At 59.2% G+C, this 22,439-nt stretch carries 19 protein-coding genes; 6 read left to right on the forward strand and 13 right to left on the reverse strand.

From position 1 onward, the window contains the following. Positions 1 to 11: 11 nt before the first annotated feature. Genes AC2GXZ_RS21710 through AC2GXZ_RS21730 form a run of 5 tightly spaced genes read right to left on the reverse strand, consistent with a single transcriptional unit; the run spans position 12 to position 5,134 of the window. Positions 12 to 1,106, reverse strand: coding sequence for a lytic transglycosylase domain-containing protein (locus AC2GXZ_RS21710; protein WP_483761300.1), 1,095 nt, complete (start codon positions 1,104 to 1,106; stop codon positions 12 to 14). Further along, entirely contained in the window at positions 1,103 to 3,550 is a 2,448-nt protein-coding gene (locus AC2GXZ_RS21715; protein ID WP_483761301.1) for a VirB4 family type IV secretion/conjugal transfer ATPase, read from the reverse strand. The genes AC2GXZ_RS21710 and AC2GXZ_RS21715 overlap by 4 nt, the downstream gene beginning before the upstream one ends. 2 nt (positions 3,551 to 3,552) lie before the next feature. Continuing rightward, positions 3,553 to 3,852 (reverse strand): VirB3 family type IV secretion system protein, encoded by a 300-nt coding sequence (locus tag AC2GXZ_RS21720; protein WP_483761302.1) that lies wholly within the window; start codon positions 3,850 to 3,852, stop codon positions 3,553 to 3,555. Further along, positions 3,852 to 4,196 carry a TrbC/VirB2 family type IV secretion system protein gene (locus AC2GXZ_RS21725; RefSeq protein WP_483761303.1) on the reverse strand — a complete coding sequence of 115 codons (345 nt, stop codon included), beginning with the start codon at positions 4,194 to 4,196 and terminating at the stop codon, positions 3,852 to 3,854. Before AC2GXZ_RS21725 ends, AC2GXZ_RS21720 begins: the two co-directional genes overlap by 1 nt. An 11-nt stretch (positions 4,197 to 4,207) precedes the next feature. Then, a complete protein-coding gene (locus AC2GXZ_RS21730) occupies positions 4,208 to 5,134 on the reverse strand; it encodes a lytic transglycosylase domain-containing protein (RefSeq protein ID WP_483761304.1) in 927 nt (308 codons plus the stop codon). Between the two features lie 201 nt (positions 5,135 to 5,335). Between AC2GXZ_RS21730 and AC2GXZ_RS21735 the strand changes: the two genes are divergently transcribed. From AC2GXZ_RS21735 to AC2GXZ_RS21750, 4 genes are all read left to right on the forward strand, one after another. Beyond that, complete coding sequence (locus tag AC2GXZ_RS21735) at positions 5,336 to 5,941, forward strand: hypothetical protein (protein WP_483761615.1); 606 nt, start codon at positions 5,336 to 5,338, stop codon at positions 5,939 to 5,941. Next, positions 5,938 to 6,468, forward strand: a complete 531-nt coding sequence (locus AC2GXZ_RS21740; protein WP_483761305.1) for a thermonuclease family protein — start codon at positions 5,938 to 5,940, stop codon at positions 6,466 to 6,468. The genes AC2GXZ_RS21735 and AC2GXZ_RS21740 overlap by 4 nt, the downstream gene beginning before the upstream one ends. 5 nt (positions 6,469 to 6,473) lie before the next feature. Then, entirely contained in the window at positions 6,474 to 7,163 is a 690-nt protein-coding gene (locus tag AC2GXZ_RS21745) for a thermonuclease family protein (protein ID WP_483761616.1), read from the forward strand. 83 nt (positions 7,164 to 7,246) lie between these two features. Continuing rightward, entirely contained in the window at positions 7,247 to 7,816 is a 570-nt protein-coding gene (locus tag AC2GXZ_RS21750; protein WP_483761306.1) for a hypothetical protein, read from the forward strand. Between the two features lie 45 nt (positions 7,817 to 7,861). Here the strand turns inward: AC2GXZ_RS21750 and AC2GXZ_RS21755 are convergent, their stop codons facing one another. The 5 genes from AC2GXZ_RS21755 to AC2GXZ_RS21775 all read right to left on the reverse strand — a co-directional run bounded on the left by AC2GXZ_RS21755 (position 7,862) and on the right by AC2GXZ_RS21775 (position 16,374). Beyond that, positions 7,862 to 11,419 carry a tetratricopeptide repeat protein gene (locus AC2GXZ_RS21755; protein ID WP_483761307.1) on the reverse strand — a complete coding sequence of 1,186 codons (3,558 nt, stop codon included), beginning with the start codon at positions 11,417 to 11,419 and terminating at the stop codon, positions 7,862 to 7,864. A gap of 4 nt (positions 11,420 to 11,423) precedes the next feature. After that, entirely contained in the window at positions 11,424 to 11,594 is a 171-nt protein-coding gene (locus AC2GXZ_RS21760) for a hypothetical protein (protein WP_483761308.1), read from the reverse strand. 258 nt (positions 11,595 to 11,852) lie between these two features. Then, a complete protein-coding gene (locus AC2GXZ_RS21765) occupies positions 11,853 to 13,511 on the reverse strand; it encodes an electron transfer flavoprotein-ubiquinone oxidoreductase (protein ID WP_483761309.1) in 1,659 nt (552 codons plus the stop codon). 86 nt (positions 13,512 to 13,597) lie between these two features. Then, positions 13,598 to 14,797 carry an ABC transporter substrate-binding protein gene (locus AC2GXZ_RS21770; RefSeq protein WP_483761310.1) on the reverse strand — a complete coding sequence of 400 codons (1,200 nt, stop codon included), beginning with the start codon at positions 14,795 to 14,797 and terminating at the stop codon, positions 13,598 to 13,600. Between the two features lie 350 nt (positions 14,798 to 15,147). Beyond that, the gene (locus AC2GXZ_RS21775; RefSeq protein ID WP_483761311.1) at positions 15,148 to 16,374 is read right to left on the reverse strand and encodes an ABC transporter substrate-binding protein; all 1,227 of its coding nucleotides are present in this window, start codon (positions 16,372 to 16,374) and stop codon (positions 15,148 to 15,150) included. Between the two features lie 140 nt (positions 16,375 to 16,514). On the opposite strand from AC2GXZ_RS21775, the gene AC2GXZ_RS21780 reads away from it, so the two are divergent. After that, a complete protein-coding gene (locus AC2GXZ_RS21780; RefSeq protein ID WP_483761312.1) occupies positions 16,515 to 17,432 on the forward strand; it encodes a LysR substrate-binding domain-containing protein in 918 nt (305 codons plus the stop codon). A gap of 50 nt (positions 17,433 to 17,482) precedes the next feature. Here AC2GXZ_RS21780 and AC2GXZ_RS21785 read toward each other — a convergent pair whose 3' ends face one another. The 3 genes from AC2GXZ_RS21785 to AC2GXZ_RS21795 form a co-directional block, all read right to left on the reverse strand. Continuing rightward, positions 17,483 to 18,880 (reverse strand): FAD-binding oxidoreductase, encoded by a 1,398-nt coding sequence (locus AC2GXZ_RS21785; protein ID WP_483761313.1) that lies wholly within the window; start codon positions 18,878 to 18,880, stop codon positions 17,483 to 17,485. A 61-nt stretch (positions 18,881 to 18,941) separates the two neighbouring features. After that, on the reverse strand, positions 18,942 to 19,883 hold the full coding sequence (locus AC2GXZ_RS21790) for an electron transfer flavoprotein subunit alpha/FixB family protein (RefSeq protein WP_483761314.1): 942 nt from the start codon (positions 19,881 to 19,883) through the stop codon (positions 18,942 to 18,944). A 17-nt stretch (positions 19,884 to 19,900) separates the two neighbouring features. Further along, positions 19,901 to 20,650, reverse strand: a complete 750-nt coding sequence (locus AC2GXZ_RS21795; RefSeq protein ID WP_483761315.1) for an electron transfer flavoprotein subunit beta/FixA family protein — start codon at positions 20,648 to 20,650, stop codon at positions 19,901 to 19,903. 341 nt (positions 20,651 to 20,991) lie between these two features. On the opposite strand from AC2GXZ_RS21795, the gene AC2GXZ_RS21800 reads away from it, so the two are divergent. Further along, the gene (locus AC2GXZ_RS21800) at positions 20,992 to 22,428 is read left to right on the forward strand and encodes an aldehyde dehydrogenase family protein (RefSeq protein ID WP_483761316.1); all 1,437 of its coding nucleotides are present in this window, start codon (positions 20,992 to 20,994) and stop codon (positions 22,426 to 22,428) included. Positions 22,429 to 22,439: the final 11 nt, after the last annotated feature.

Here is a 22,439-nt window from a genome sequence, read left to right on the forward strand (position 1 = left end):
GGGAACATTCCTCATTGAGGGGTTAACAATAGGCCGACATCAGCGGTGCTATCGCGCTTCTGAACGCAGGCTTTCTCAACCTCGCTCCATTCAAGTCCCTCTCGGGGATCGCACAGGCCTGTGGTCTGGCGGGGCTGATCGCTGCCATCGCCAGTCTTGACGTCGCTCGATTGGGAGGATCCCGACAATGCGCTGAGGTTGACGGAGTTTCTCGTGTTCATCAGTTCGGCCATCGTGTTGCCGAGGCGAATGACCTGGTTCATCATTTCGAGATTGGCGTTGCGCGCGCCGGAATTGTGATCCCAGCTGTCCTGTATGGTGCCGCTTTGCATTTGGCCGAGCTGCTGGAGCCAGGAGGAGACATTGCCGCTACTTTCGCTGACGGCTTGCGTCGTTGCCATCGAGTTGATCGTGGCATCCCGCATACCGGTATAGGAGGAAGATCCGCCGCCATAATTGACCGGAATGTTGGCCACATCGGATCCGCCGAAGGCCGGCAACCATTTCTGCGTAATGTTGGCGACATAGCCTTGCGTCTCCTTGAAAGGAGGGATGCCACCATACTTCTGCACGTTGCCGGGGCCGGAATTGTAGGCGGCAAGCGCGAGATTGGTGTCGCCGTTGAAGCGGCGAAGCTGCTGCTTGAGATAGCGCGCTCCACCCCGGAGGTTTTGTTCGATGTTATGCGGATCGACGCCAAGGCCGGAGGCAGTGCCCGGCATCAGTTGCGATAGGCCGATCGCCCCGACTGGTGAGCGCGCGCAGGGATTAAACCGGCTCTCCTGGTAGACCAGCGCCATGAACAGTTGCTCGTCGACGCCTTCTTCCTGGGCCACGCGCTTCACGAGCCCAACGATCTCCGGGTTCGCTTCTGCCGCCGAGGCTGCGTCGCCGCTGCGGCCTGGCCGATACATCGAGCAGGTGACGCTTTTCGAGATGGTGAACCGATCGCTGTCCGTCTTCTTGATCTCGGAGGTCGCCGTGTCACGCTCGTCGTCCGAATTGGTGAGATTGTCGTCTTTAACCGGCACTTGGGAAAATGCCGGAGCCGGAAGGCAAACTGACAAAGAGGCAGCAACAAGCCAGAAAGTCGGGGTCCTCCTCATTGGGCCGGCTCCCAGCCGCAGAACTTGGCCAGCCAGTTTTCCGGCTCATCCCCGTGCTCGGCACGCAGGGCCGCACATTCTTCGATCGTCTCCTTGCGGCCCGACAGCACTTTGACGAGATCCGGCATTGCGGAGAGGTCGAGCCGGGCGATGACGGAATCGTTGCCGTGTTTGATGAGGAAGGTCCGCTTTTCCGGCGGCGTGTTCTTGATGAAGCTGAATTCCTTGACGGTAAGGCCGAACCGCTTGATGTAGCTCTCCTCATCCGCGCGGGGGTTCGGAAAGTGGATGTTGGTCGAGGACTGCTCGATCAGGGTATGGGAGGCCTTTGCCTTGGCAATGTCGGCGGCCGACTGGGTGCCGAAACCGACAATGCCGTTCAGCTTTCGGATGGTCTTCATCTTATCGACGATGAAGGCGCTGAAGGTCTCGTCCATCAGCAACTGCCATCCCTCGTCCATGAAAAACATCACGGGATTGCCGTCCAGCAACTCATCAAGGCGATGGTAGAGATACATCAGGGCCGGTGTTCGAAGCTCGTCATTCCCGAGAATATTGGTCATGTCGAAGCCGAAGACCGACCTGCCGGAAAACGACAGGACGTCGTGAGGCGCGTTGAACAGCCACGCCTTCTCGCCATCGATCCAAGGGCGTAACCGGGAATGGAGGTCGTTTGCATCGGCCCGTGAGCGACCGACCAGCAGACCCGCCAAGTTCGGTAGGTTGCGCTCGGCGACCGGCTCTTGCATCAGCCGAACGATCGCCCGCTCAAGGGTATCCTCGTCCTCCTGGGTGAAGTCGCGCCTATCGCTGCCAAGCATGGCTTTGAGGAGCCGCACCAGAAACTCGCGATTAGGTCCGGTGTTGTCGAGCTGCAGCGGATTGAAGCCCGTCGGCGTACCTGGCGACAGAACTTCATAAGAGCCACCAATGGCGCGAACGAAGATCTCGGCGCCGCGATCTTTGTCGAAGAAGACGGCCCTCGGTGCTGGAGAGACGCGGCGCGCCTGCGCAAGGAGGAAGGTCAACGCGACGGTCTTGCCAGATCCGGTTGGGCCTGTGACCAGGAAATGGCCGATGTCCCGGCGATGGAAGTTGAACGAATAGGGGGTCTGGGATGTCGTCTCCAGGAGCGTGATCGGCACGCCCCAATGAGTGCGGTCGGCCTGTCCAGATGCGAAATTGTGCATGGACGACAGGCCGGAAAAGTTTGCGCTCGACAGCATTGCTTTGCGCGAGATGTAGGAATGATTGCCCGGCAGCTGCGCCCAAAAACCGGCCTCGAGATTGAGATCTTCCCGCAGCCAGTTGATATTCATGTCCGTCAGGCAGGCGCCAAGCTCGGAAACGGTGCGGCTGATCCCGTCGAGATCGCGCGATAGGCACAGCAGCGTCAGATGATGAAATCCGAACACGGCCTCCTGATTCATGAGGCTGTTCAGCGCGAAATCGATATCCTGCTCGACAGAACTGCCGGCCTCGTCTGAGGCGCGGATCTGTCGTTGCAGGCGGCTGATCCGCTCTTGAGCGATCGGCTTGTCGGCGATGGTGAAGGACTGGGTCAGAATGAACTCATGGTTCACCTGCAAAAGCCCGTCGAGCATGCCGGGACCCGTAAACGGCGGATATTCCTTGATGGAGAGGAGCGCGCCATACCGTGTTTCCTCGTCTACAGCCGCCTGAGCCTGCATCGTACGCTTTGAGAAATGGAGACGTGAGGTGCCGACATAATTGCGTATCGCCATACGGGGTAGGCGCATCTTGCGGGATAATCCGCCTGTCAGGATGGCGTTGAAGAACTCGCAAGGCTCTGAATATGGCTCACCCTCCGGCAGGTCATCATCGGTTGCGTGGAGATCGCTATGGCCGCGATAGGCGATGCCGAGTGGGCGGGCACCGTACTTGTGGAGGTCGCGCACCACGTTTCCGACAAGCTCTTCGAGCTCGGTGATATCTTCCCGGGCCGCCTGTGCTCTGCCTTCCTTGTTGGCGCGCTCGAGCAGACGTTTCAGGCTGTCGCTGATGCCGAGGGCACCACGCATGCCCGACCGGACAATGGTCAGGTAGATCTCGTTGGTGAACATGCGCTTGCGGCGTAATTGCTCCATATATCTGGAATTCAGTATGTCGCAGAAGGGCTCGGCAAACTCGCCGCCAATGATCGGATCGACCTCTCTGCGGATGACGGTCGACCAGAGCGAGTAACGGCTTGAACCGAGTGCGCGGATCATGGTGTTCTGGACCACGGATCGCATGTTGAGCTCGGCTTGATCTTCTGTCTGGAAAAACAGCCCGTCCAGCCTGATAACGCTGACAAGAGAGCCGTTTTCAAGCCCCACGATGGTATCGGCAACGTGGCGGAGATAAGGGATATGGACCGCCATCGGCCGCTCATTCGCAGCCTGCTTTCCGAACCCCAGTTCTTCCTTGACGACATTCAACATGATCAGGGTCCGTAGGAGTTTGTGCCCCAGAAGCGCTTATTGCGGGTGCGGGGTGTCTTGCGCGACGTGACCTGAAGGACTTCGAGGATTTTGGCGTCCCAGGTGCAGAGCGAGAATAGAAACACGTAGGCAATCGGCGCGGTCAGCAGGGCCAGCATACTGTTCGTCGCCAGCCAGCCGATGATCGTGGCGCCGATGATCAGCACCACCGCCATATACGGGACGCCCCATAGGGTGGGTGACCGGGTGAGACCGATCACCAGTGGCGTCATCGCGGGCTTCTCGTCCGAAAACTCGCTCATCAGCCGCTAACCGAGGAGATCATTTCGTCCACGATCGTCGGCGCACCGAATACGAGACCTATGCCGAGGATGATGCCGCCGGCTGCAAACCATGAGAGCCGGCCAGCGAACGCAAGAAATCCGAGGCTGATCACAGCAATGATCGCCAGCAAACGCCCAAACGGACCGGTGATGAAGTCGACGATCATCTGAACGGCCGTTTGAAGCGGAGCAAAGGCACCGCTTGCGTCGCCGGTCGCCGCCGCGGCAAAATCCGCTCCAGCGATCTGAAGGGCTGCGAGCGTGCCAATAACGACTGCGGTCTTGAGCACCTGGCCCTTTCGACCCGAAATCAGTTTGTCCATTTCTCTCTCCTTTAAAAATGCATGACGCCGCCGACGAACCCGGCGGTCTTTCTGACGGCAATGACACCTGTGCTGCTGGTGATGAGCGGGGCCGGAACATTGCTGTTGCTTGACGGCGCCTTCCGACCTCGGGCCGGCATTGGCAGGCCCATCTGGAAATGCACGACCTTGGCGACGTAGCCGACCGTCTCGGCAAAGGGGGGAACACCGCCATACTCATAGATGCGCTGTTCGCCGCTGTTGTAAGCGGCAGCCACCAGCAGGGGATTTTTGAATTGGTCGAGAAGAACCCGCAGATACCTGATGCCGCCCGCGATATTCTGCGCTGGGTCGCAGACGTCGGTCACGCCGAACCGCCTTGCCGTTGCGGGCATGAGCTGCATCGGTCCTCGCGCACCTCTGGATGAATTGCGTGACCGGTCGAAATCGCTCTCTGCCCATGCGATCGCGACAGCAAACGTTTCATCGACCCCCTGGGCTTTAGCGGTTGTTGCGACGAGCGATCGAACAGCCTCTGGATCCAGAGGCGAGGGGCCGCATCTTGCCACGCTGACCTCTTGGCCGGCAAAATCTGTCGATACTAACTCATTTGTAGAATCAATTTGGTGCGATATATCTGGATCTGTCGGTGCGTCGATGGCTGCTGTTTGTGTTCGCGTGTCATCAAAATGTGCATCAAAATGATTCTGATTATCTGTGTTGATACGTACCGCTTCGCTTGGCTCGCTTTCCTTGGCGACGCCATCGGAGCCGATCGTGAATTCTGCTCCAGGCCCCGTGTTTCCGAGCCATCGTTCGGTGAAGTTGTGCGCCAGGTCTCCGTGCGCAGAGCCGCTATCTTCCGCCGAAATATCAGAAGTTATCCAAGTTTTTGCGACTTCTTGCGCGATAGAGGGGTGGAGGCTTTCCAGTATCGCCACAGAGGCGATCACGATCACCCTTGCACCGCTGCCCCGATGAGTTTTACCCACTGATAGCATTGTCCCCGTCTCACAAACGCTGTTGTGGTCGCCGCAAAAAGCAATTAGGCTGGTTCAAATATGTTACCGATTTGGTGCAGGCTTACAGGGTTTTGAATCGGTGTAAAGTCATTTTTGTGAATGAAAGACGGAATCAATATGATGTCGTTTGCGAGATTGATGCGGTTTGTGGGAGCGGGGATCGTGAGTTCAGCGGTCGCGTCTCCGGCGCTTTCTGCTTCCGGGATCGACAAGGATTACATTCGATCGCTTGCTGCGCCCGGAAAGACGGTCCTCGTGGTCGAGTATTACGACGGCGGTGGGAAGCCCGTGGACAGGAAGGGCTATGCAAGCGCAACCGGGTTCAAGGCCATCTCGCCAACTGAGTTCCGTGTCGACGACAAGACAGTGCTCAGTCTGTATGGCGTCGAGGCTTGCAAAGGTGAAATGGTCAACAGGTCTGAAGACTACGCCGGCGCTTGTTCTGACTTCGCACAGCGTCAGCTGCAGGTGATGCTGCAAAATCCGAAAGTGCTGTTCTGCCGGGCTTTCCTGAGCGAGCAGAATGCGCCCACTCAGAACGTCACTTGCTTCGGCTATTATAATTTCCCAGGAAGCCTCGATTCAGTCGATATGCTCGAAGAGCAGCTGCTGTCCCTTGGTGCCGTTCGTCTTGCAAAGAAGGCAGATGGCTCTCTCGATCGCCCCGACCTGGCTGAGGCAGAAAAAATCGGCCAAAAAGGCTCTTATGGGATGTGGGCCGATCCCCGGATCAAAGGCCAATGAGAGCGACCGCGCTGGTGATCGGGATGCTGGTGACAAGTGGAGCGCAGGCCGCACCCGCCGGGTACTTCGATCTCGCTGCAGGCGTGACGCTTGAGACAGGGGACACCTGGACGTCAAACGGCGAACGGTTTCGCCTCTACGGGATCCAATCGTGCTTGCGCGGGACGAACTACACGGACGCGGGTGGACGCGCTCGCGATTGCGGGGATGCATCTCTTGCCATGCTGGCAGCCTTCATCAAGGACACCAATCCAGTCTGCGCACCTGTCGCGAAGTCCGGTGGCCTTTCCTATGTGGTCTGCTACGCCAACGTCGGAGGGCAGCGGCTCGATCTCGCCAATATGATGGTGACAAGCGGTTATGCCTTCGCATCTCTCGACAACAGGGGGATGCCATATCATCTGCCATACTCCGTTTCCGAGCAGATGGCCCAGCGAAAGAAAGCTGGCCTTTGGCAATTTAAAGACGTTCAGCACCCCGCCATACTTCTAAGCCGCGAGGCCAATCACCGTGCGAAGGGCGATTAGCAATGATCAAACGCCTTGCCGTTGCAGCAGTCGGCATGACACTCGTGCAACCGGTCATGGCTGCCGATCCTATAGCGAATGCTGGGGTAGCCGAGAAATTGCATACGAGTTCTGGCGTCCAATATCCGACATTTAAGGGACGGGTCGCGGTGATCGACGGACGAACTCTGTGGTTCGGATGGCTTGGCGGGGGCGTCAGACTGCGCCTCGCGGGTATAGATGCCTGTGAACTGCCGCAATGGGCGCTCGATCCAAAATGGGTTGACCGCGCCAAGCAGTTGGCTCCGTCACCGGTGCCTTGCGGGCCATTGGCGAAGGCGTGGCTGAAGCGAACGGTCGGAAACCGGTCAACGGTATGCAGTGTCGTTGGATATGGCGCAGACGGCGTCGCCCAAGGACGGTGCGTGGTTCGAGGCCGGGACATTGCGGAGGAGATGCTTCGGGTCGGCTGGGCGCGGGTAGCGGCAACCGGCTCCAATTCTCGGTATGCGGCACTTCAGAGCCACGCCATGGCGTCTCGCTACGGCATGTGGGCCACTTACGTGCTTGATATGAACGAGTGGCGCCGCAAGGCCGTGGATAAGACGCTCTCTCGGCATCCGCCGGCAGACTTTAATTTGCTTGCCGAACGGGAAAGCGAGATCTCGCCGCCCTTCGCCGACGCACGCAGCAAGCCGAAAAGAACAGATCGATAGAGCGGAGATCGGGAGATCGGGACCCCGTTGGCCCGGTCTGCAGAATTTTGAACTTGAATGGAAGGGGAGCTCTTTTGAAGCAGATGGCATTCGCCGCCGGCATTATCGCCGGCCTCGCCTCGATGTCGCAACCGACCTATGCAGAAGACGCGGAGTGGGGCTGCCAGATCTTGCTGTGTGCCGCATCGCAGTCCCCGTCGTGGCACGGTGTCCCTTATTGCGTTCCGCCGATGAAGCGACTGATCACGGCAATGTCGAAGCCGCATTTCTCTTGGCCGATATGCCATGCAGCCAATTCCGGAAAACCCGGTCATCAGGAATATGAGGATTGCCCCGCGGGCATGACGCCGGCCGCAACACCGAATGGGCGTGATAACGATGGCTATGGTGGAACCGAGTTGAGCCAATGTACCAAGGTGGTCAACCAATGCCGGGATCGATCGGTTTTCCAAAGCCAATATGGCGACCATAATGCGAATGATCGCAACGGCATTACCATCACGCCGATCCAGGATAATGGCGACAACTGGACCGGAGGTGGTTGCGAGGTGAGGGTCTCTCAACCGCGGCCGCGCAAGGCAGACCCCTATTATTTCGACATCCCCGATGACACCGGCACGAAAAAGCGCGTTTGGTTCAACCTAGATTTATAAAGCCTGTCTTGAGTAAATTCAGCCTGCATGATCTCGGGATCATGTTTACCGTAAGAAATGCCCTGTTTGCCAATCATCGATATAGTTACGGATTGGCCCCGGTCGAAAATGCCGTTTCAACGCAGCGAAAACTTCCCGATAGTTTCCTGAGCAATTTCGTACGAGTTTGCGCAGCAGGATGCTGCTGACACGATCACGAACCGCTTTCAGCTGCCGATCTTCCCAAATCTCGAACAGAATACTCGCGGTAATCGGTATATGACTGTTCATCTCGGCCCCGGGCTGGCCAACAAGGTCACAGATGAACTCGAAGTCCCGATCTTGCAATGTGCCGGTGTTAAGCATCTTTGCCGCCAGACAAATCCGCGCGGACGTAATGCTCAGCGCCTCTTCTCCAACCTCGCAGAGCTTGATTGTGGATTGGACAGCTTCTTCCATCTGGATGAAACCGTGTTCTTCAAGATGAAAGAGAAGGGCCTGAAGCCACGAGGAATCAATCCCGAAGAGCCCAATTCCAAGCTGACGTGTATGATAATCATCCGAAAGCAAGACGCGTCCAGATCCGTCTGCAGCAAGAAGGTCGTCAACAAACCCGCCAAAGTCCAACCGTCGAAGAGAGATAACGGACTGGTCCGGATCGGTTCGGGCAACCGCGGGGATCAGGACACAATCCGCCTTCAACCATGAAAGATCGGATCGCATCAACCCTAGCCGGTCATTAAGCTCCGTCTCGGTCATTTCGGTAAGCAGGATGCGTCCGTCCTGGACGCCGATCGTGCGGCTAGCCTTACGACCCTCTTCATCCTCGGAAACTCGTTCGGTCTCGACGTCATGAAGGCGCTTTGCGAAGATATCGATGGTGCTTTGGGTCACCCCGATTTTGCCGAACGCCTTCTCGACCACGCGCTCGATGCCGAGGCGGCGGATGAGGTAGCAGGCAACGGCGTCGGCGATTATCCCCTTACGATGGGCACGCCCCAGCGCGACCTCCGCCTTGGCCTGATCCTCCCGGGAACACGAAGAAACCTTGGGCCGGACGCCGCACTCGTGGAAAAGCCCGACAAAAGCGCTGATCACGTCGATCCCAAGATGATGGGCGAGAACGACCAATGGATATCTTCCTTCGGAATATTCATCGGCTTTGAGCTGCGCATATTCGGCACGATGCTGCAGGACAGCCTTCATTTCCTCAAGACCATCTTCACGCGCGGGGTCGAAGGAAACCGATTTGAACCCTGCAATGCCGGGAAACTGCTCCTCGAACCGCCGTAAGACGAAATGAAACGCATCCACCGCCTTGTGTTTGACAGATAAGATGGTCGCCTCGCCGGGGTCGTTATTGGCCGGCCAGACGAACCTGTCACCGGAGCGCAAACCGGTGGCGGCCCTGGCAATCGGGTGGTCCGGACCGAGGTTCTCATCGCGCAGTGAATATACCCGACTGTCGCTTTCGATCACAAACGTCTGCTCGGTGCCGTTGGGGCGGCGCACGACAACAGCGGCATCAACGGCTACGGTTTGAAGATCTAAGACGTCATCCGCGCTTTGTGGTCGGCCAAAAGCGAGGACACTGGAACTCAGGGCCATCCATGCGCGGTGGTCGTTTCGGTTTTCAAAGAAGAGACGGTACGCGAACGTTCGAGCCCGCTGAAGCTCGCCACAAAAAACAAGGAGATTTACATACTCCCGTTTGTCAGACAGCGTGCCTACGAGTTTGTCATCGTCCAAACCACTGACAAGCCGGTGGATACGAGCATTGTCACTCATCCGCAGCAGTGATTGGACATACCACGAAAGCGTGCGGATCGAATTTGGGTTATCCTCAAACAGCTTTCTGCAAATTGGGACCGCTTTGGCCACCTCACCATTCATATAGGCGACGTTGATGAGGAATCTTTGCCCAAAGACGGAGGCTTTAACGTCGGCACTGAAACTATCAGTGATTTCTTTCGCCAAGGTCCCCATTCCTGCGGAAACGCATGCGTCGCAGAGGATCTGAAGCGCAACACTTTCCTTGGAAAGGTTCACCTTGTCGCGAAGCAAGGTAGCAGCCTCTCTAGCGTGGCCCCGGGCGAGCAACTCTTCCGCGGTCTGGAGCAGGGTTGCGAAGTCCCACGCTTCGGCATCCGCGATGGAATTGAGGAGGCTACGCGCAGTCTCGTTTGGTACCGCGGTCAGACGTGAGAGGTCCTCGTCATCGTCCTCATCATTGGCCTCAACCTTGATTTCGAACGCACGATCGTAAGCTGAGCGAAACACCAGTAACTCCGGAGAGCCGGCGAAATCTGCCGCCAACTCGTCAGCTGCCTCGTCAGCCTTTTTCCGATCTGCCAAGCGGATCGCAATCCGACCCTTGATCGACAACGCCAGAACTTTCTGCCTGTCCGACATGGAAGCCGAAAGCGCGACATCAATGCGAGCTAGCGCCTCCTTTTCCTTGCCGATCTTTGCTTCGATTTCCGAAGCCATGATCTGCAGCTCAACTCTGCCCTTTAATCCATCCAGTAGATCAAGGGCGTCTTTATCCTTTCCCTCCTGAAGGTAGATTGTTGCGCGAAGCTCTGCGAGATCTTCCAGGAGATCGGGGTATTGTGCCAGAGCCCGATCGAGAAGCTGCCCGGCGTCACGGGATTTTCCGGCAAGCCTCATAGCTACGCCGGCGTTGTTTGCCTGGTACGGCAATAGAAGCTTATTCGGGGGACGCCGCGCGATGGCCGTTTCAAGCTCAGCACGAAGAATCTCCGCGCTTCGTGTGACGTCACTGTCGAACGAAGCGGACACCTTTGCTCCAAGGAGGTAGGCTTGGTTTTGTTGGATGTCCCTCAATACATTTGTGGCCCACAACCCGGCAATCGCGGCGTTGGTCCCGTTGGCTGCAAACGCATCCTTTAGCGCTGGTACGAACGCTTCCGGCTTCACTGCTTCGAGATATTCTAGCCGTGCCGCCAGGACTTCCGGGGACCACGTCACGGCGCGGTTCTCAAGGTCGACATCAAAGTCGGCCTCAAGCCGCTTTGCTGCATAAAATCCCACAACCGCAGCAAGCTGTTGATGATCACCATCAACTGAAAGAGCGCAGGATGCGAGATCGAGCGCTTCAGGAAAGCAATTTTCATTCAGGTGGGCGAGGGCGAATCCGGCTTTTGCTTTGGCATCGTCCGGGTAAAAAGCATATGCATGTTTGAGCGACGCAGAGGCAAGCGCTAGCTCGCCAATATTTTGCTGTACGATCCCGATGTTGAAGTGCAGACGAAAGGCAACGAAGCCAGTTTGGAAGCGCGGATCTGATTTTAGTTTCTCAAACAGAGTCAGCGCGGTCGCACTGTCGCCATTGGTCGCGATCTGGCGATACTCGATGATACGCTGGATTTCTTCCCGGTCGTCACCACCACCCGACAAATCGACATCAGTTGAGATAGCCGTGGCGGTTCCAGGCAAGCCTTTTGCTAGCCATTCATCGTGCAGCTTTGTATCGGGACCAGTATTTATAACAATATGCTGCTGGAAGACCTTATTGTTGTCGCCAACGATGGTCGTAGTCTGACGTTGGGCATCAGTCTTTGAAAAGAAACCGGAGAACAGCGAAGGCAGAGGGAATTTCATTCAGTCACTTATCGCCGTCCACCCGGGTGGTCTGGTTGACGGTATTCTGGTTACCTTTAATGGTGGCGGTCTGATTAGTCTTCGATTTCCTGACAACGGCCGCGCCGCCAATAAACAGTGCGGCGATACCAGCAATTGCTGCGACGATACCCGCGATCCATGATGCCTGTTCCAACAAACAGCGTCCTTCCGAAGTATAACCTATCGATGCATAGATTTCGGCGCTTCGGGCAGAAATTGCAATGCGGTCAGCAACCTCCGGTGAACGAATGTGTGGATTTCTCTCAAGTGTCTGAGGAAGCTGATCGATAGACCACAAAAGGCGACACCAATATTTATGCGATCAGTAATGTTATAACATATCGCATAAGCAAACTTATGGAACTCAACGAATATCGTTATCGAACTCTTAAGCGAGGTGTTTCTGCAGCCATCACATATTCGGATAGACCGGCCCTTCGCCGCCCTGCGGGGGTACCCAGTTGATGTTCTGGTTGGGGTCCTTGATGTCGCAGGTCTTGCAGTGGACGCAGTTCTGGGCGTTGATGACGTAGGTTTCCTCACCGCCCTCCTCGCGCCATTCGTAGACGCCCGCGGGACAGTAGCGGGTCGAGGGACCAGCATAGACATCATGCTCGGAGCGTTTCTGCAGATCCATGTCCTTGACCTTGAGATGGACCGGCTGGTCTTCCTCGTGATTGGTGTTGGACAGGAAGACCGAGGACAGGCGGTCGAAGGTCAGCACGCCATCCGGCTTCGGATAGTCGATCTTTTTGTGCTTGGCCGCCGGTTCCAGGCTTGCCGCATCCGTCTTGCCGTGGCCGAGCGTGAACGGCGAGGTGCCGAAGATCTGGTTGATCCACATGTCGAGCCCGCCGATCGCCACGCCGATCGCCGTGCCGAACTTCGACCACAGCGGCTTGACGTTCCTGACCCGCTTCAGATCCTTGCCGATCGGGCCGGCGCGCCAGTCGGCCTCGATTTCGACCACCTCGTCATTGGCGCGGCCGGACTTGATCGCGGCCGCGATGCGGTCGGCTGCCAGCATGCCGGAGAGCACGGCGTTGTGCGATCCCTTGATGCGCGGCACGTTGACGAAGCCCGCCGAACAGCCGATCAGCGCCCCGCCGGGGAAACTCAGCTTCGGCACCGACTGCCAGCCGCCCTCGGTGATGGCGCGCGCACCGTAGGACAGGCGCTTGGCGCCTTCGAAGGTGCCGCGGATCATCGGGTGGGTCTTGAAGCGCTGGAATTCCTCGAAGGGGAAGAGATACGGGTTCTTGTAATTGAGATGCACGACGAAGCCGACCGCCACCATGTTGTCTTCGAGGTGATAGAGAAACGAGCCGCCGCCGGTCTTCATGCCGAGCGGCCAGCCGAAGGAGTGCTGGACGAGGCCGGGCCTGCTGTTCTCCGGCTTCACCTGCCAGAGCTCCTTCAGGCCGATGCCGAATTTCTGGGGCTCGCGATCCTTCTGAAGCTCGAATTTGGCGATCAGCTGCTTGGCAAGCGAGCCGCGCACGCCCTCGCCGATCAGCGTGTACTTGCCGTGCAACTCCATGCCGCGGGTGAAGTTCGGGCCGGGTTCGCCGTTCTTCTCGATCCCCATGTCGCCGGTGGCGACGCCCTTAACCGCGCCGTTGACGTCATACAGCACTTCGGTCGCGGCAAAGCCCGGATAGATCTCGACGCCGAGTTCCTCCGCCTTCGTCGCCAGCCAGCGACAGACGTTTCCGAGCGAGACGATGTAGTTGCCGTGATTGTTAATAAAGGGCGGCATGGCGAAGTTAGGCAGGCGGATGCCGCCGGCGGGGCCGAGCAGCAGGAAGTGGTCGTCCTTCACCTCGGTCTTGAACGGATGCCCCTCCTCCTCGCGCCAGCCGGGCAACAATGCATCAATGCCGACCGGGTCGACCACAGCGCCCGACAGGATATGCGCGCCGACTTCCGCGCCCTTTTCCAGAACCACCACGGAAAGCTCGGTATCGACCTGCTTCAGCCGGATCGCAGCAGACAGACCGGCAGGTCCGCCACCGACGATCACAACGTCGAATTCCATTGCCTCGCGTTCAGGCATTTTCCTATCAGTCATTTCATCCTGTCTTCATGCTGGAATGGCAGAAAGCCCTCCCGGGGCGAACACGGGGAAAGGCGATAGCGCAGGGGATGTCCGCCTTCTCAATGCTGGAGCAGAGGGCACGGGCTGCCTTCGGCCGGTCGGAAGGCATCCGCAGCGGGAATGACATCGCCGATCGACAGGAGGTCCCAGGGTCCCTTGGACTCTCCGGGCTTCTTGACCGTGGCCAGATGCACGTCCCGCATCAGGCGTCCGTCGGCCCGGATGAGTGCCTTGTTGGTCATGAGGTCATCGACGGGAGTTTCCCGCATGCTCTTGATCACAGGCCGGGTTTCCGTAGTCCCCGCGGCCTTGACGGCCTTGAGATAATGCAGCACGGCGCTGTAATTCATTGCCTGGGCCTCGGTCGGCGGCCGCTTCATACGGGCTCCGAAGCGCTTCGCGAACTCCCGCGACTTGTCGTCCTGATCCCAATAGAAAACCGTGCTGATCTGCGTTCCCTGCGTGGCTTCGAGGCCGACACTTCGCACGTCCACCATGAGCATCGCCATCGCAGCCGGCCGCTGCCGGTCGTTGAAAATCTGAAACTCCTGTCCTTGTTTCAGCGCGTTCTGAAGATCCGCGACGGAATTCGCCATCGCGATCACCTTGGCGCCGGATGCCTGTGCCTGCAGGAGAAAGGAACTGAAGTCATGGGTGCCGAGCGGGTGCCTGACCGAACCGAGAACCTTGCCGCCGTTATCGACAACCACTTTCGTGGTGTCGGCCTCCAGCGCATGGCCGAAGGCGAAGTCCGCGGTGACGAAATACCAGGTGTCCAGTCCGGCCTTGACCATCTGGGCCGCCGCGGCGCGGCTGAACTGGAACGTATCGTAACCCCAGTGAAAGCTGTTGGGCGAACAGGCTTTTCCCGTTAGCTCGGAGGTTGCCGCGCCCGTAGCGATCGTGATCCGGTCCTTGTCGCGTGCAATGGTCTGCACCGCAAGGGCAACGGCCGAGCTACCGAGATCGAGAATGAGTCGGACATCGTCGTTGTCGAACCACTGCCTTGCCGTGTTGGCGCCGACATCCGCCTTGTTCTGGTGATCGGCATAAAGGATTTCGATCTTGCGGCCAAGCACCGTCCCGCCAAAATCCTCGGCGGCCATCCGGGCACCCTCGACCGATCCCATACCCTGGGTATCGGCAAGAACACTCGACATATCGGTCAGCACACCGATGCGAACGGGTCCGTCCTGCGCCTGCGCAGACGCGGTGAGCGCCGCCATGCCAAGTGCCACGAATAAGCTCAACCTGCACATATCATCCTCCCTGGAGTGCTGGTAACGTTATGATGGTCAGGAAAATCCCGCTGAAACCGGCGGCGATCCGGGACGAAATTTCCGCCCTCCCACCGGAACGCTGGCGGAATCAGTTCTCCTTTTTCAAGGTGGATCGAACTCTTCCCCCCACCCTGAACGCCTGAGCACATCGTATCCGCCGACATCGGCGTGGAACGAGACGCCCCCTGCAATTCGGCCTTGCCGCAGATCGGGATATCCGGCTCGACATGCGGGTGCCGGATATCGGGTCGAATGCCGCTAGACGTTGAAAGCCGCCTTTCGCAAAGGCTGAGCGGCAAGGCCTTCAGCTTGGCCCTGCCCTCCTTGTTTCAGAGACTGACGAGCGGGCAACCGGTCTCCCGAAGCGGCTTTGCCGCCTCGTTTCCGTCCATCGTCGAAACCAGCTGGCAGTAATCCCAGGGCATGGTGCTTTCGGCCGGCGTCTTGATCCGCATCAGATAGGCCGGAACGAGCGCACGGCCGTCGGCCCGGATCGAGGCTGGACCGAAGGCATCGTCGTCGGTCGGCATCGCCTTCATCCGTGCCACCACGTCGCGCCCGCTCTTCCTTGCGGCATCGATGCCCATGTCGGCTGCTGCCTTGAGATAATGCGTCGTCACGCCATAGCAGCCGGCATGCGCCATGCCGGGATAGGCACCGTTCATCTTTGGAAGTACGCGTTTGGTGAAGGCCCGGGTACGGTCGTTCAGGTCCCAGTAGAAACTGGTCGTATGCAGAAGGTTCTGCATCGTTTCCAGGCCGACGCCATGGACGTCGCTCAGGAAGAGCACAAGTGCGGGAAGCTTGAACTGCGTTCCGAGGCCGAATTCCTGAACCTGTTTCAAGCAGTTGACGAGGTCGGAGGCACCTAGCGCGAGGCCAAGCGTATCCGCTCCGGAGGACTGGGCAGTCAGGATGTAGGTCGAATAATCCGTCGCGCCGATCGGATAGCGGGAATTGCCGACGATCTCGCCGCCCGCCTGCTTCACGAACTTGGCGGTCTCCGTCTGCAGCGAGTTGCCGAAGGCATTGTCCGTGGTGATGAAATACCACTTCTTACCGCCGCCGTTGACCGTTTCCGTTCCCGTCGCCTTTGATAGCATATAGGCGTCATAGGTCCAGTTGATGCTGTTTGCGGTACATTGTGCCCCGGTGAAATCTGAGCTGGTCACGGCGGCCCCCAGACAGGGTTTGTTCTTTTCCTGGCAAATGAAGGCCGAGGCCAAGGCGACCGCGGAATTCGGACCCTGGATCATCGCATCGACGCCGTCTTCGTCGAACCAGCGGCGCACGATGCTCGAGCCGACATCCGCCTTGTTCTGGTGATCGCCGAAGACGATTTCCACATCGAAGCCCTTGGAGCCGGGATTGAAATCCTCGACCGCCTGGCGGATGCAGGCAAGCCCGCCATCGCCGCACATGTCGGTATAGATTCCGGAGAAGTCGGCCAGAAGGCCGATCTTGAGTTTCGATGTCTGCGCGCGTGCCGGTAAAGCCGGCAGAGCGGACAGCAGACCCGTGGTGATTGAACCTTGAATAAATGTACGACGCCTCATCGTATCCCTCCCTGATACCCCGTATCTCGCCCGTCTTCAGAATGCGTGATCGGTGGCCTGATCTTAAGAGTGTCCGGCCTGCGGCCAAGGGAGAATTTGGCTCGCGGCTGTTGACCTAAGCGCAACAAAGAACTACTGCCATGACTATGGACAGACTGCCTCCGTTAAATCCTTTGCGTGCCTTCGAAGCCGCCGGCCGCCTGCAGAGTATCCGCCGCGCCGCAGAAGAGCTGACGGTCACTCCGGGTGCGGTTAGCAGGCAGGTCCAGAGCCTGGAAACCTATCTGGGCGTCAGGCTTTTTCGCCGCGATGCACGCGAAATCGTGCTGACGGCCGAGGGAGAACAGTTTCTCCTCAGCATCAGTCGGCATCTCGACGGAATTCGCGATGCCACCCAGAAACTGACCGGCAAGAAAGAGGCGGAAATCCTGCGGATTCGCGGGTATACGACATTCTGCATGAAATGGCTGATCCCTCGCCTCGGCAGCTTTCACGCCGTCAACGAAAAGACGGAGGTCCGGCTGACCACATCCAACGAGGCCGTCGATTTCGATCGAGAAAATCTCGATGGAGCAATCCGGCTGGGGGATGGCCTGTGGTCAGGGATAGAGGCCGATCCGATCGTGTCGAACGAACTCGTGCCGCTCTGCACCTCGGCATTTCTGTCAACGCACGATCTGTCTTCCATCGACAAGCTCGCGGAGGTGCCGCTGCTGCATTCGATCGTCCGTCCCGACGACTGGAATTTCTGGATCGAAGCCTCCGGTGCAAAGGATATCGACCCCTATGCCGGGGCAAAATATGCAAGCTCCATTCTCGCCTACCAGGCCGCCCTCGAAGGCCACGGCATCATGATCGCCCAGAAGGCGCTGTTCCTGGACGACCTTCAAGCGGGCCGGCTCGTCCAGCCGTTTCAACAGACGGTGAACCGGGGATCCTTCACCTATTATTTCGTCTACCCGCGCCTGAAGCTCAGAAACCCGGCGTTTCGCCGCTTCCGCTCGTGGTTGATCGAACAGGCGGGTGCGGCTGGCGCCGGGAAGGCGTCAACCAGCTGACGTCCCGCTCCGGAGACTGCGCATCCGCGTAGGTGTTCAAGGCAAGCGGCTCAGCTCAGCATCTTGTCCGGGTTCATCAGCCCCATCGGATCGAGAGCGTTCTTCACCATTCGCATCAGGTCGGTGCCTTCGCCGTGCTCCAGGTCGAGCAGCGAGCGCTTGTGGGCGCCCACGCCATGTTCACCGGTGCATGTACCGCCAAGCCGGATTGCGCGACGGCCGACGGCATCGGCAAGCCATTCGGCCCGCCGCACCTCGTCCGCGTCGTTCGGGTCATACAGGATATTGAGATGGAAATTGCCGTCGCCGACATGCCCGACGATCGGCGCCACCAGCCGGGCTTCGGCAATATCGGCTTCGGTTTCAGCAATGCAGGTCGCCAGCTCGGAAATCGGCACGCAGGCATCGGTCCCGATGATCGTGCGCCCCGGCCGGTAGGCGATCGACGCGTGATAGGCGTCGTGGCGGGCCTTCCACAGGCGGTTGCGATCCTCTGATCGCGAGGCGAACTGAAAGGCGGTGCCGCCGAATTCGCTCGCCAGCATCTGCATCACCTCGACCTTTTCCGCAATGCCGTTTTCGGTGCCGCCGAATTCGAGGAAAAGCGTCGGCGAGGCGTCCAGGCCTTCAAGCCTCGAATAGGCGATACATGCATCCATCTGCGTGGCGTTCAGGAGTTCGACGCGGCCGAAATCGACGCTGGATTGCAGACCTGAAATAACGGCATCGATGGCTTGGCCCACGCTCGGGAACTGGCAGACGGCGGCAACGATCGCCTCGGGAAGCGGATGCAGCCGCAACTGAACCTCGGTGATGATGCCGAGCGTTCCCTCGCTGCCGACGAACAATGCCGTCAGATCGAGCCCGGCCGCCGATTTCCGCGCTCGGCTGCCCGTGCGAACGATCCGGCCGTCGGCTGTAACGACGGTCAGGCCGAGAATGTTGTCGCGCATGGTTCCGTACTGGACGGCGGCCGTGCCCGACGCCCGCGTCGCCGCCATGCCGCCGATCGAGGCATCCGCCCCCGGATCGACGGGAAAGAAGAGGCCGGCCGCGCGCAGATCCGCATTGAGACGATGGCGCGTCATGCCTGCCTGCACACGACAGTCGAGCGCTTCGGGCGAGAGCTCGAGCACAGTGTCCATTCTTGCGGTGCTGACCGACAGTCCGCCACGGACCGCCGCAACATGCCCTTCGAGCGAGGTGCCTGCGCCGAAGGGCACGATCGGCAATCGGTGATCGCGGCAGAAGGAGACGAGCGCTGCCACCTCCTCGTTGGTTGTCGGAAAAGCCACGGCATCGGGGATCCCCACAAGCGGCAGCCCCTCCCCCTTGCTGTGCTGCCGCCGCATCGCCTCCGCAGCCGTCACAAGACTTCCGAAGCGCTGGCAAAGCGCTTCAACGACAGCGCCACGACCGGACGCGCCCGCAGGCGTTGCAACCTTCATAATTTAATCCCCCTCATGCCATCCCGGCAGGCTGCTTTTTCCGCCCGTCGGTTCCTTCCCCTTATTGCGCGGATGTCTTCCCCAGTTCTTCTGCCAGTTCAGGCAAAATCTGGAACAGGTCACCGACGATGCCGTAGTCGGCGATCTGGAAGATCGGCGCGTCGGCATCGCTGTTGATTGCGACGATCACCTTGGAATCCTTCATGCCGGCCAGGTGCTGGATCGCGCCGGATATTCCGACGGCGATATAGAGATCCGGCGCAACCACCTTCCCCGTCTGTCCGACCTGCCAGTCGTTGGGCGCGTAACCGGCATCGACCGCTGCGCGCGAGGCACCGATTGCCGCTCCCAGCCTGTCGGCGACCGGTCCGATATAGCTTGCGAAATTCTCCGCAGATCCGAGCGAGCGTCCGCCGGCGACAATCTTGCCGGCATCGGCAAGCTCGGGCCGATCGCTCTTCGACAAAGCGTCGCCTTTGAATATCGACAGGCCCGGATCCTCGGATCGCCCGACCGTTTCCACCACCGCGGCTCCGCCATTGATGGCAGCCTTGAATGCAGCGGTGCGAATGGTCAGCACGCGCCGACCTTCGACGACGGTCACTGTCTGGAGGGCGTTTCCGGCATAGATGGGACGCTCGAACGTGTCAGACGCGACGATCCTGATGACGTCGGATACTTGCATGGAGTCGAGAAGAGCCGCGACACGCGGCATCACGTTCTTTCCAGTGGTCGTTGCTGGGGCCACGAGCGCGTCATAGGAGCCTGCCAGAGACACGATCAGCGCCGCCAACGGCTCGGCAAGCATGTGGGTATAGAGCGGATCGTCCGCGGACAGAACCTTTTCGATGCCCGCAAGCTTCGCCGCCTGTTCCGCGATCTCGCGAGAACCAGCGACAAGGATGTGCACCGGCTCGCCGAGTGCGAGGGCCGCCGTCAGCGCCTTGCGTGTGCCGTCGGACACCGTCGCGCCGTCGTGATCGGCCAGAAGAAGTGTGGTCATGGATAATCTCCAGGATACTATAGAAGGGCAGCTTCGTTCCTGAGCCTGTCGACGAGTTCGGCAGTTGAGCCGAGCCTGATCCCCGCCGTCCTGCCCGCGGATTCGGCCACGCTCACCACCTTCAGCCTTGGCTTCAGGTCGATACCGAGCTCGGATGCTTCGAATTCGGCTATCGGCTTCTTCTTGGCCTTCATGAGGTTCGGCAGGGACGCGTAGCGCGGCTCGTTCAGCCGCAGATCGGTCGTGATGATGGCCGGAAGCGTCAATGTCAGGGTCTGGGCGCCGCCATCGACTTCGCGCGTCACGTCGACAGACGTCTCGCTCAGTTCCAGTTTCGACGCGAACGTGCCCTGGGACCAGCCGAGCAATGCGGCCAGCATCTGGCCGGTCTGGTTGGCGTCATCGTCGATGGCCTGTTTGCCAAGGATCGCAAGATCCGGGCTTTCAGTCGCTATGACAGACTTGAGGATCTTGGCGACGGCGAGAGGTTCCACGGCGCCCTCGGCCTTGACCAGAATGCCGCGATCGGCGCCCATGGCCAAGGCGGTCCGGATCGTTTCCTGCGCCTGTGGCGGCCCGATGGATACGATGACGATCTCGGTGACGAGACCGCGTTCCTTCAGGCGGATTGCTTCCTCGACCGCGATCTCGTCGAAGGGATTCATCGACATCTTGACGTTGGCCGTCTCGATGCCCGATCCGTCCGGGTTAACCCGCACTTTGACATTGTAATCGACGACCCGCTTAACCGGGACAAGCACCTTCATTATAAAGATTTCCTTGGACTTCAGGCCCAATGCCGGCGTCGAGCGGCGCTGACCTTTCAGGTTGGCAACTGAGGCCGACAATCTATTGGCGATTTCCGGTGGCGGGTAGCGAGAAAGACGCGTGCGGCTGTTGAGCAAAATGCAACAGCCTGGCGCTCGGGTGGCTGCGCGCCGTCGACCGTTGAGCTTAAGGAAGGGAACACGTTGTCAGATGACTAAAACTCAACAATGCCGGAACCAAAAGTCGATTGCTCTTCTGCGCCGATTAATGGTTTGAAGATGAATAGCTTGCGGTACTATCGTGCCCGGCAGCGCATATTCGTAATACAAGGGTGCATGTGGTGTTCGAAAAGGTGGACAATTACATAGGCGGTACATTCGTAGGGCCGACGGATGGGCTTTACCGTGACAAATTGGATCCGCGGACCGGCTCCAAATCTAAGGAAGTTGCAGACAGCGGCAGTAACGAAGTCAATCTGGCTATCGATTCTGCTGCGGACGCATTTGCAGTCTGGCGCGATATGCTTCCGTCCGAGCGGGGCGGCATATTGGCGGAGCTTGCCCGGGTCATTCGCCGGAATGGCACACGCATCGGTGAAATCGAGAGCGCTGAGACGGGCAAGCCGGCCCATGAAATGCCGCAGCTGATCGATCTGACGGCGCAGTTCTTTGAATTCTATTCCGGCCTTGTCAGCGTCATGAATGGCGACATCATCGACCAGGGCCGAAATTATCATGTCTATACGCGCCGCGATCCGTTCGGCGTAATCGGCGTCATCCTTCCGTGGAATGCACCTCTGCACCAGGCGGCAAGGGCGATCGCGCCGGCGCTCGCGGTGGGTAACACTGTCGTTGCCAAACCCTCGGAGCATACGCCGGGCTCGCTGATCGAGGTCGCACGGCTCGCTGTTACGGAGGCGGGTCTTCCGCCGGGCGTCCTCAACGTGATCGTCGGGCGCGGCGTCGTCGCGGGTCCGGTCATGGTCGATCACCCCGAGATGCGCAAGATCTCGTTCACCGGCAGCGTGCGGGCCGGCAAGGAACTGGGCAAGCTTGCGGCGGAACGCGTGCTGCCGCTGACGCTGGAGCTGGGCGGAAAATCCGCGAATATCGTGTTCGACGATGCAGACCTTGCCGCCGCCGCGAAAGGCGCTGTACGCGCCTTCACCTGGAACAGCGGCCAATGGTGCGCGGCCGGAACCCGGCTCTTCGTCCAGGAAGGTATTCATGACGCATTCGTCGAGAAACTTCTCAAGGAAGTCTCCGCTCTGCGCATGGGGCCGGAGCATGACGCGACCTCCGGTCCGATCACGACAAGCGCGCAATTCGAAAAGATCCAGTCCTTCTTCAAGGTCGCGGAGGACGATGGCCTGACGCTCGCGGCCGGCGGCAAGGTTGCAAGCGGCGGCAACCGCGGAACCGGCTGGTATATCGAGCCGACCGTATATGTCGGCGGGTCGAACGACATGGAACTTGCGCGCGAGGAGGTCTTCGGACCGCTGGTCGTCGTCATTCCGTTCAAGGACGAAGCCGACGCGATCCGCATGGCAAACGATTCCGAATTCGGTCTGGCGGCCGGCATCTGGAGCCGCGATATCGGCCGGGTCCATCGTGTTGCGGCGCGCCTCGATGCAGGACGCATCGTCGTCAACGAATATGGCGGCGGCTTCGTGCAGACGCCATGCGGCGGTTTCAAGCAGAGCGGTTACGGCCGCGAGCAAGGCCTGGAGGCCCTGTCCCATTACACGCAGCTCAAGTCCGTGATCGTCAGGCTCTGACGGAGCCGGTC

The organism is Aliirhizobium sp. YIM B11859 (assembly GCF_057163345.1).

What these genes read in the sequence shown, in the direction of transcription:
- AC2GXZ_RS21710 (WP_483761300.1), bottom strand. Translation starts at nt 1,106, where the DNA reads ATGAGGAGGACCCCGACTTTCTGGCTTGTTGCTGCCTCTTTGTCAGTT.
- AC2GXZ_RS21715 (WP_483761301.1), bottom strand. Translation starts at nt 3,550, where the DNA reads ATGTTGAATGTCGTCAAGGAAGAACTGGGGTTCGGAAAGCAGGCTGCG.
- AC2GXZ_RS21720 (WP_483761302.1), bottom strand. Translation starts at nt 3,852, where the DNA reads ATGAGCGAGTTTTCGGACGAGAAGCCCGCGATGACGCCACTGGTGATC.
- AC2GXZ_RS21725 (WP_483761303.1), bottom strand. Translation starts at nt 4,196, where the DNA reads ATGGACAAACTGATTTCGGGTCGAAAGGGCCAGGTGCTCAAGACCGCA.
- AC2GXZ_RS21735 (WP_483761615.1), top strand. Translation starts at nt 5,336, where the DNA reads ATGCGGTTTGTGGGAGCGGGGATCGTGAGTTCAGCGGTCGCGTCTCCG.
- AC2GXZ_RS21740 (WP_483761305.1), top strand. Translation starts at nt 5,938, where the DNA reads ATGAGAGCGACCGCGCTGGTGATCGGGATGCTGGTGACAAGTGGAGCG.
- AC2GXZ_RS21750 (WP_483761306.1), top strand. Translation starts at nt 7,247, where the DNA reads ATGGCATTCGCCGCCGGCATTATCGCCGGCCTCGCCTCGATGTCGCAA.
- AC2GXZ_RS21755 (WP_483761307.1), bottom strand. Translation starts at nt 11,419, where the DNA reads ATGAAATTCCCTCTGCCTTCGCTGTTCTCCGGTTTCTTTTCAAAGACT.
- AC2GXZ_RS21765 (WP_483761309.1), bottom strand. Translation starts at nt 13,511, where the DNA reads ATGACTGATAGGAAAATGCCTGAACGCGAGGCAATGGAATTCGACGTT.
- AC2GXZ_RS21770 (WP_483761310.1), bottom strand. Translation starts at nt 14,797, where the DNA reads ATGTGCAGGTTGAGCTTATTCGTGGCACTTGGCATGGCGGCGCTCACC.
- AC2GXZ_RS21775 (WP_483761311.1), bottom strand. Translation starts at nt 16,374, where the DNA reads ATGAGGCGTCGTACATTTATTCAAGGTTCAATCACCACGGGTCTGCTG.
- AC2GXZ_RS21780 (WP_483761312.1), top strand. Translation starts at nt 16,515, where the DNA reads ATGACTATGGACAGACTGCCTCCGTTAAATCCTTTGCGTGCCTTCGAA.
- AC2GXZ_RS21785 (WP_483761313.1), bottom strand. Translation starts at nt 18,880, where the DNA reads ATGAAGGTTGCAACGCCTGCGGGCGCGTCCGGTCGTGGCGCTGTCGTT.
- AC2GXZ_RS21790 (WP_483761314.1), bottom strand. Translation starts at nt 19,883, where the DNA reads ATGACCACACTTCTTCTGGCCGATCACGACGGCGCGACGGTGTCCGAC.
- AC2GXZ_RS21795 (WP_483761315.1), bottom strand. Translation starts at nt 20,650, where the DNA reads ATGAAGGTGCTTGTCCCGGTTAAGCGGGTCGTCGATTACAATGTCAAA.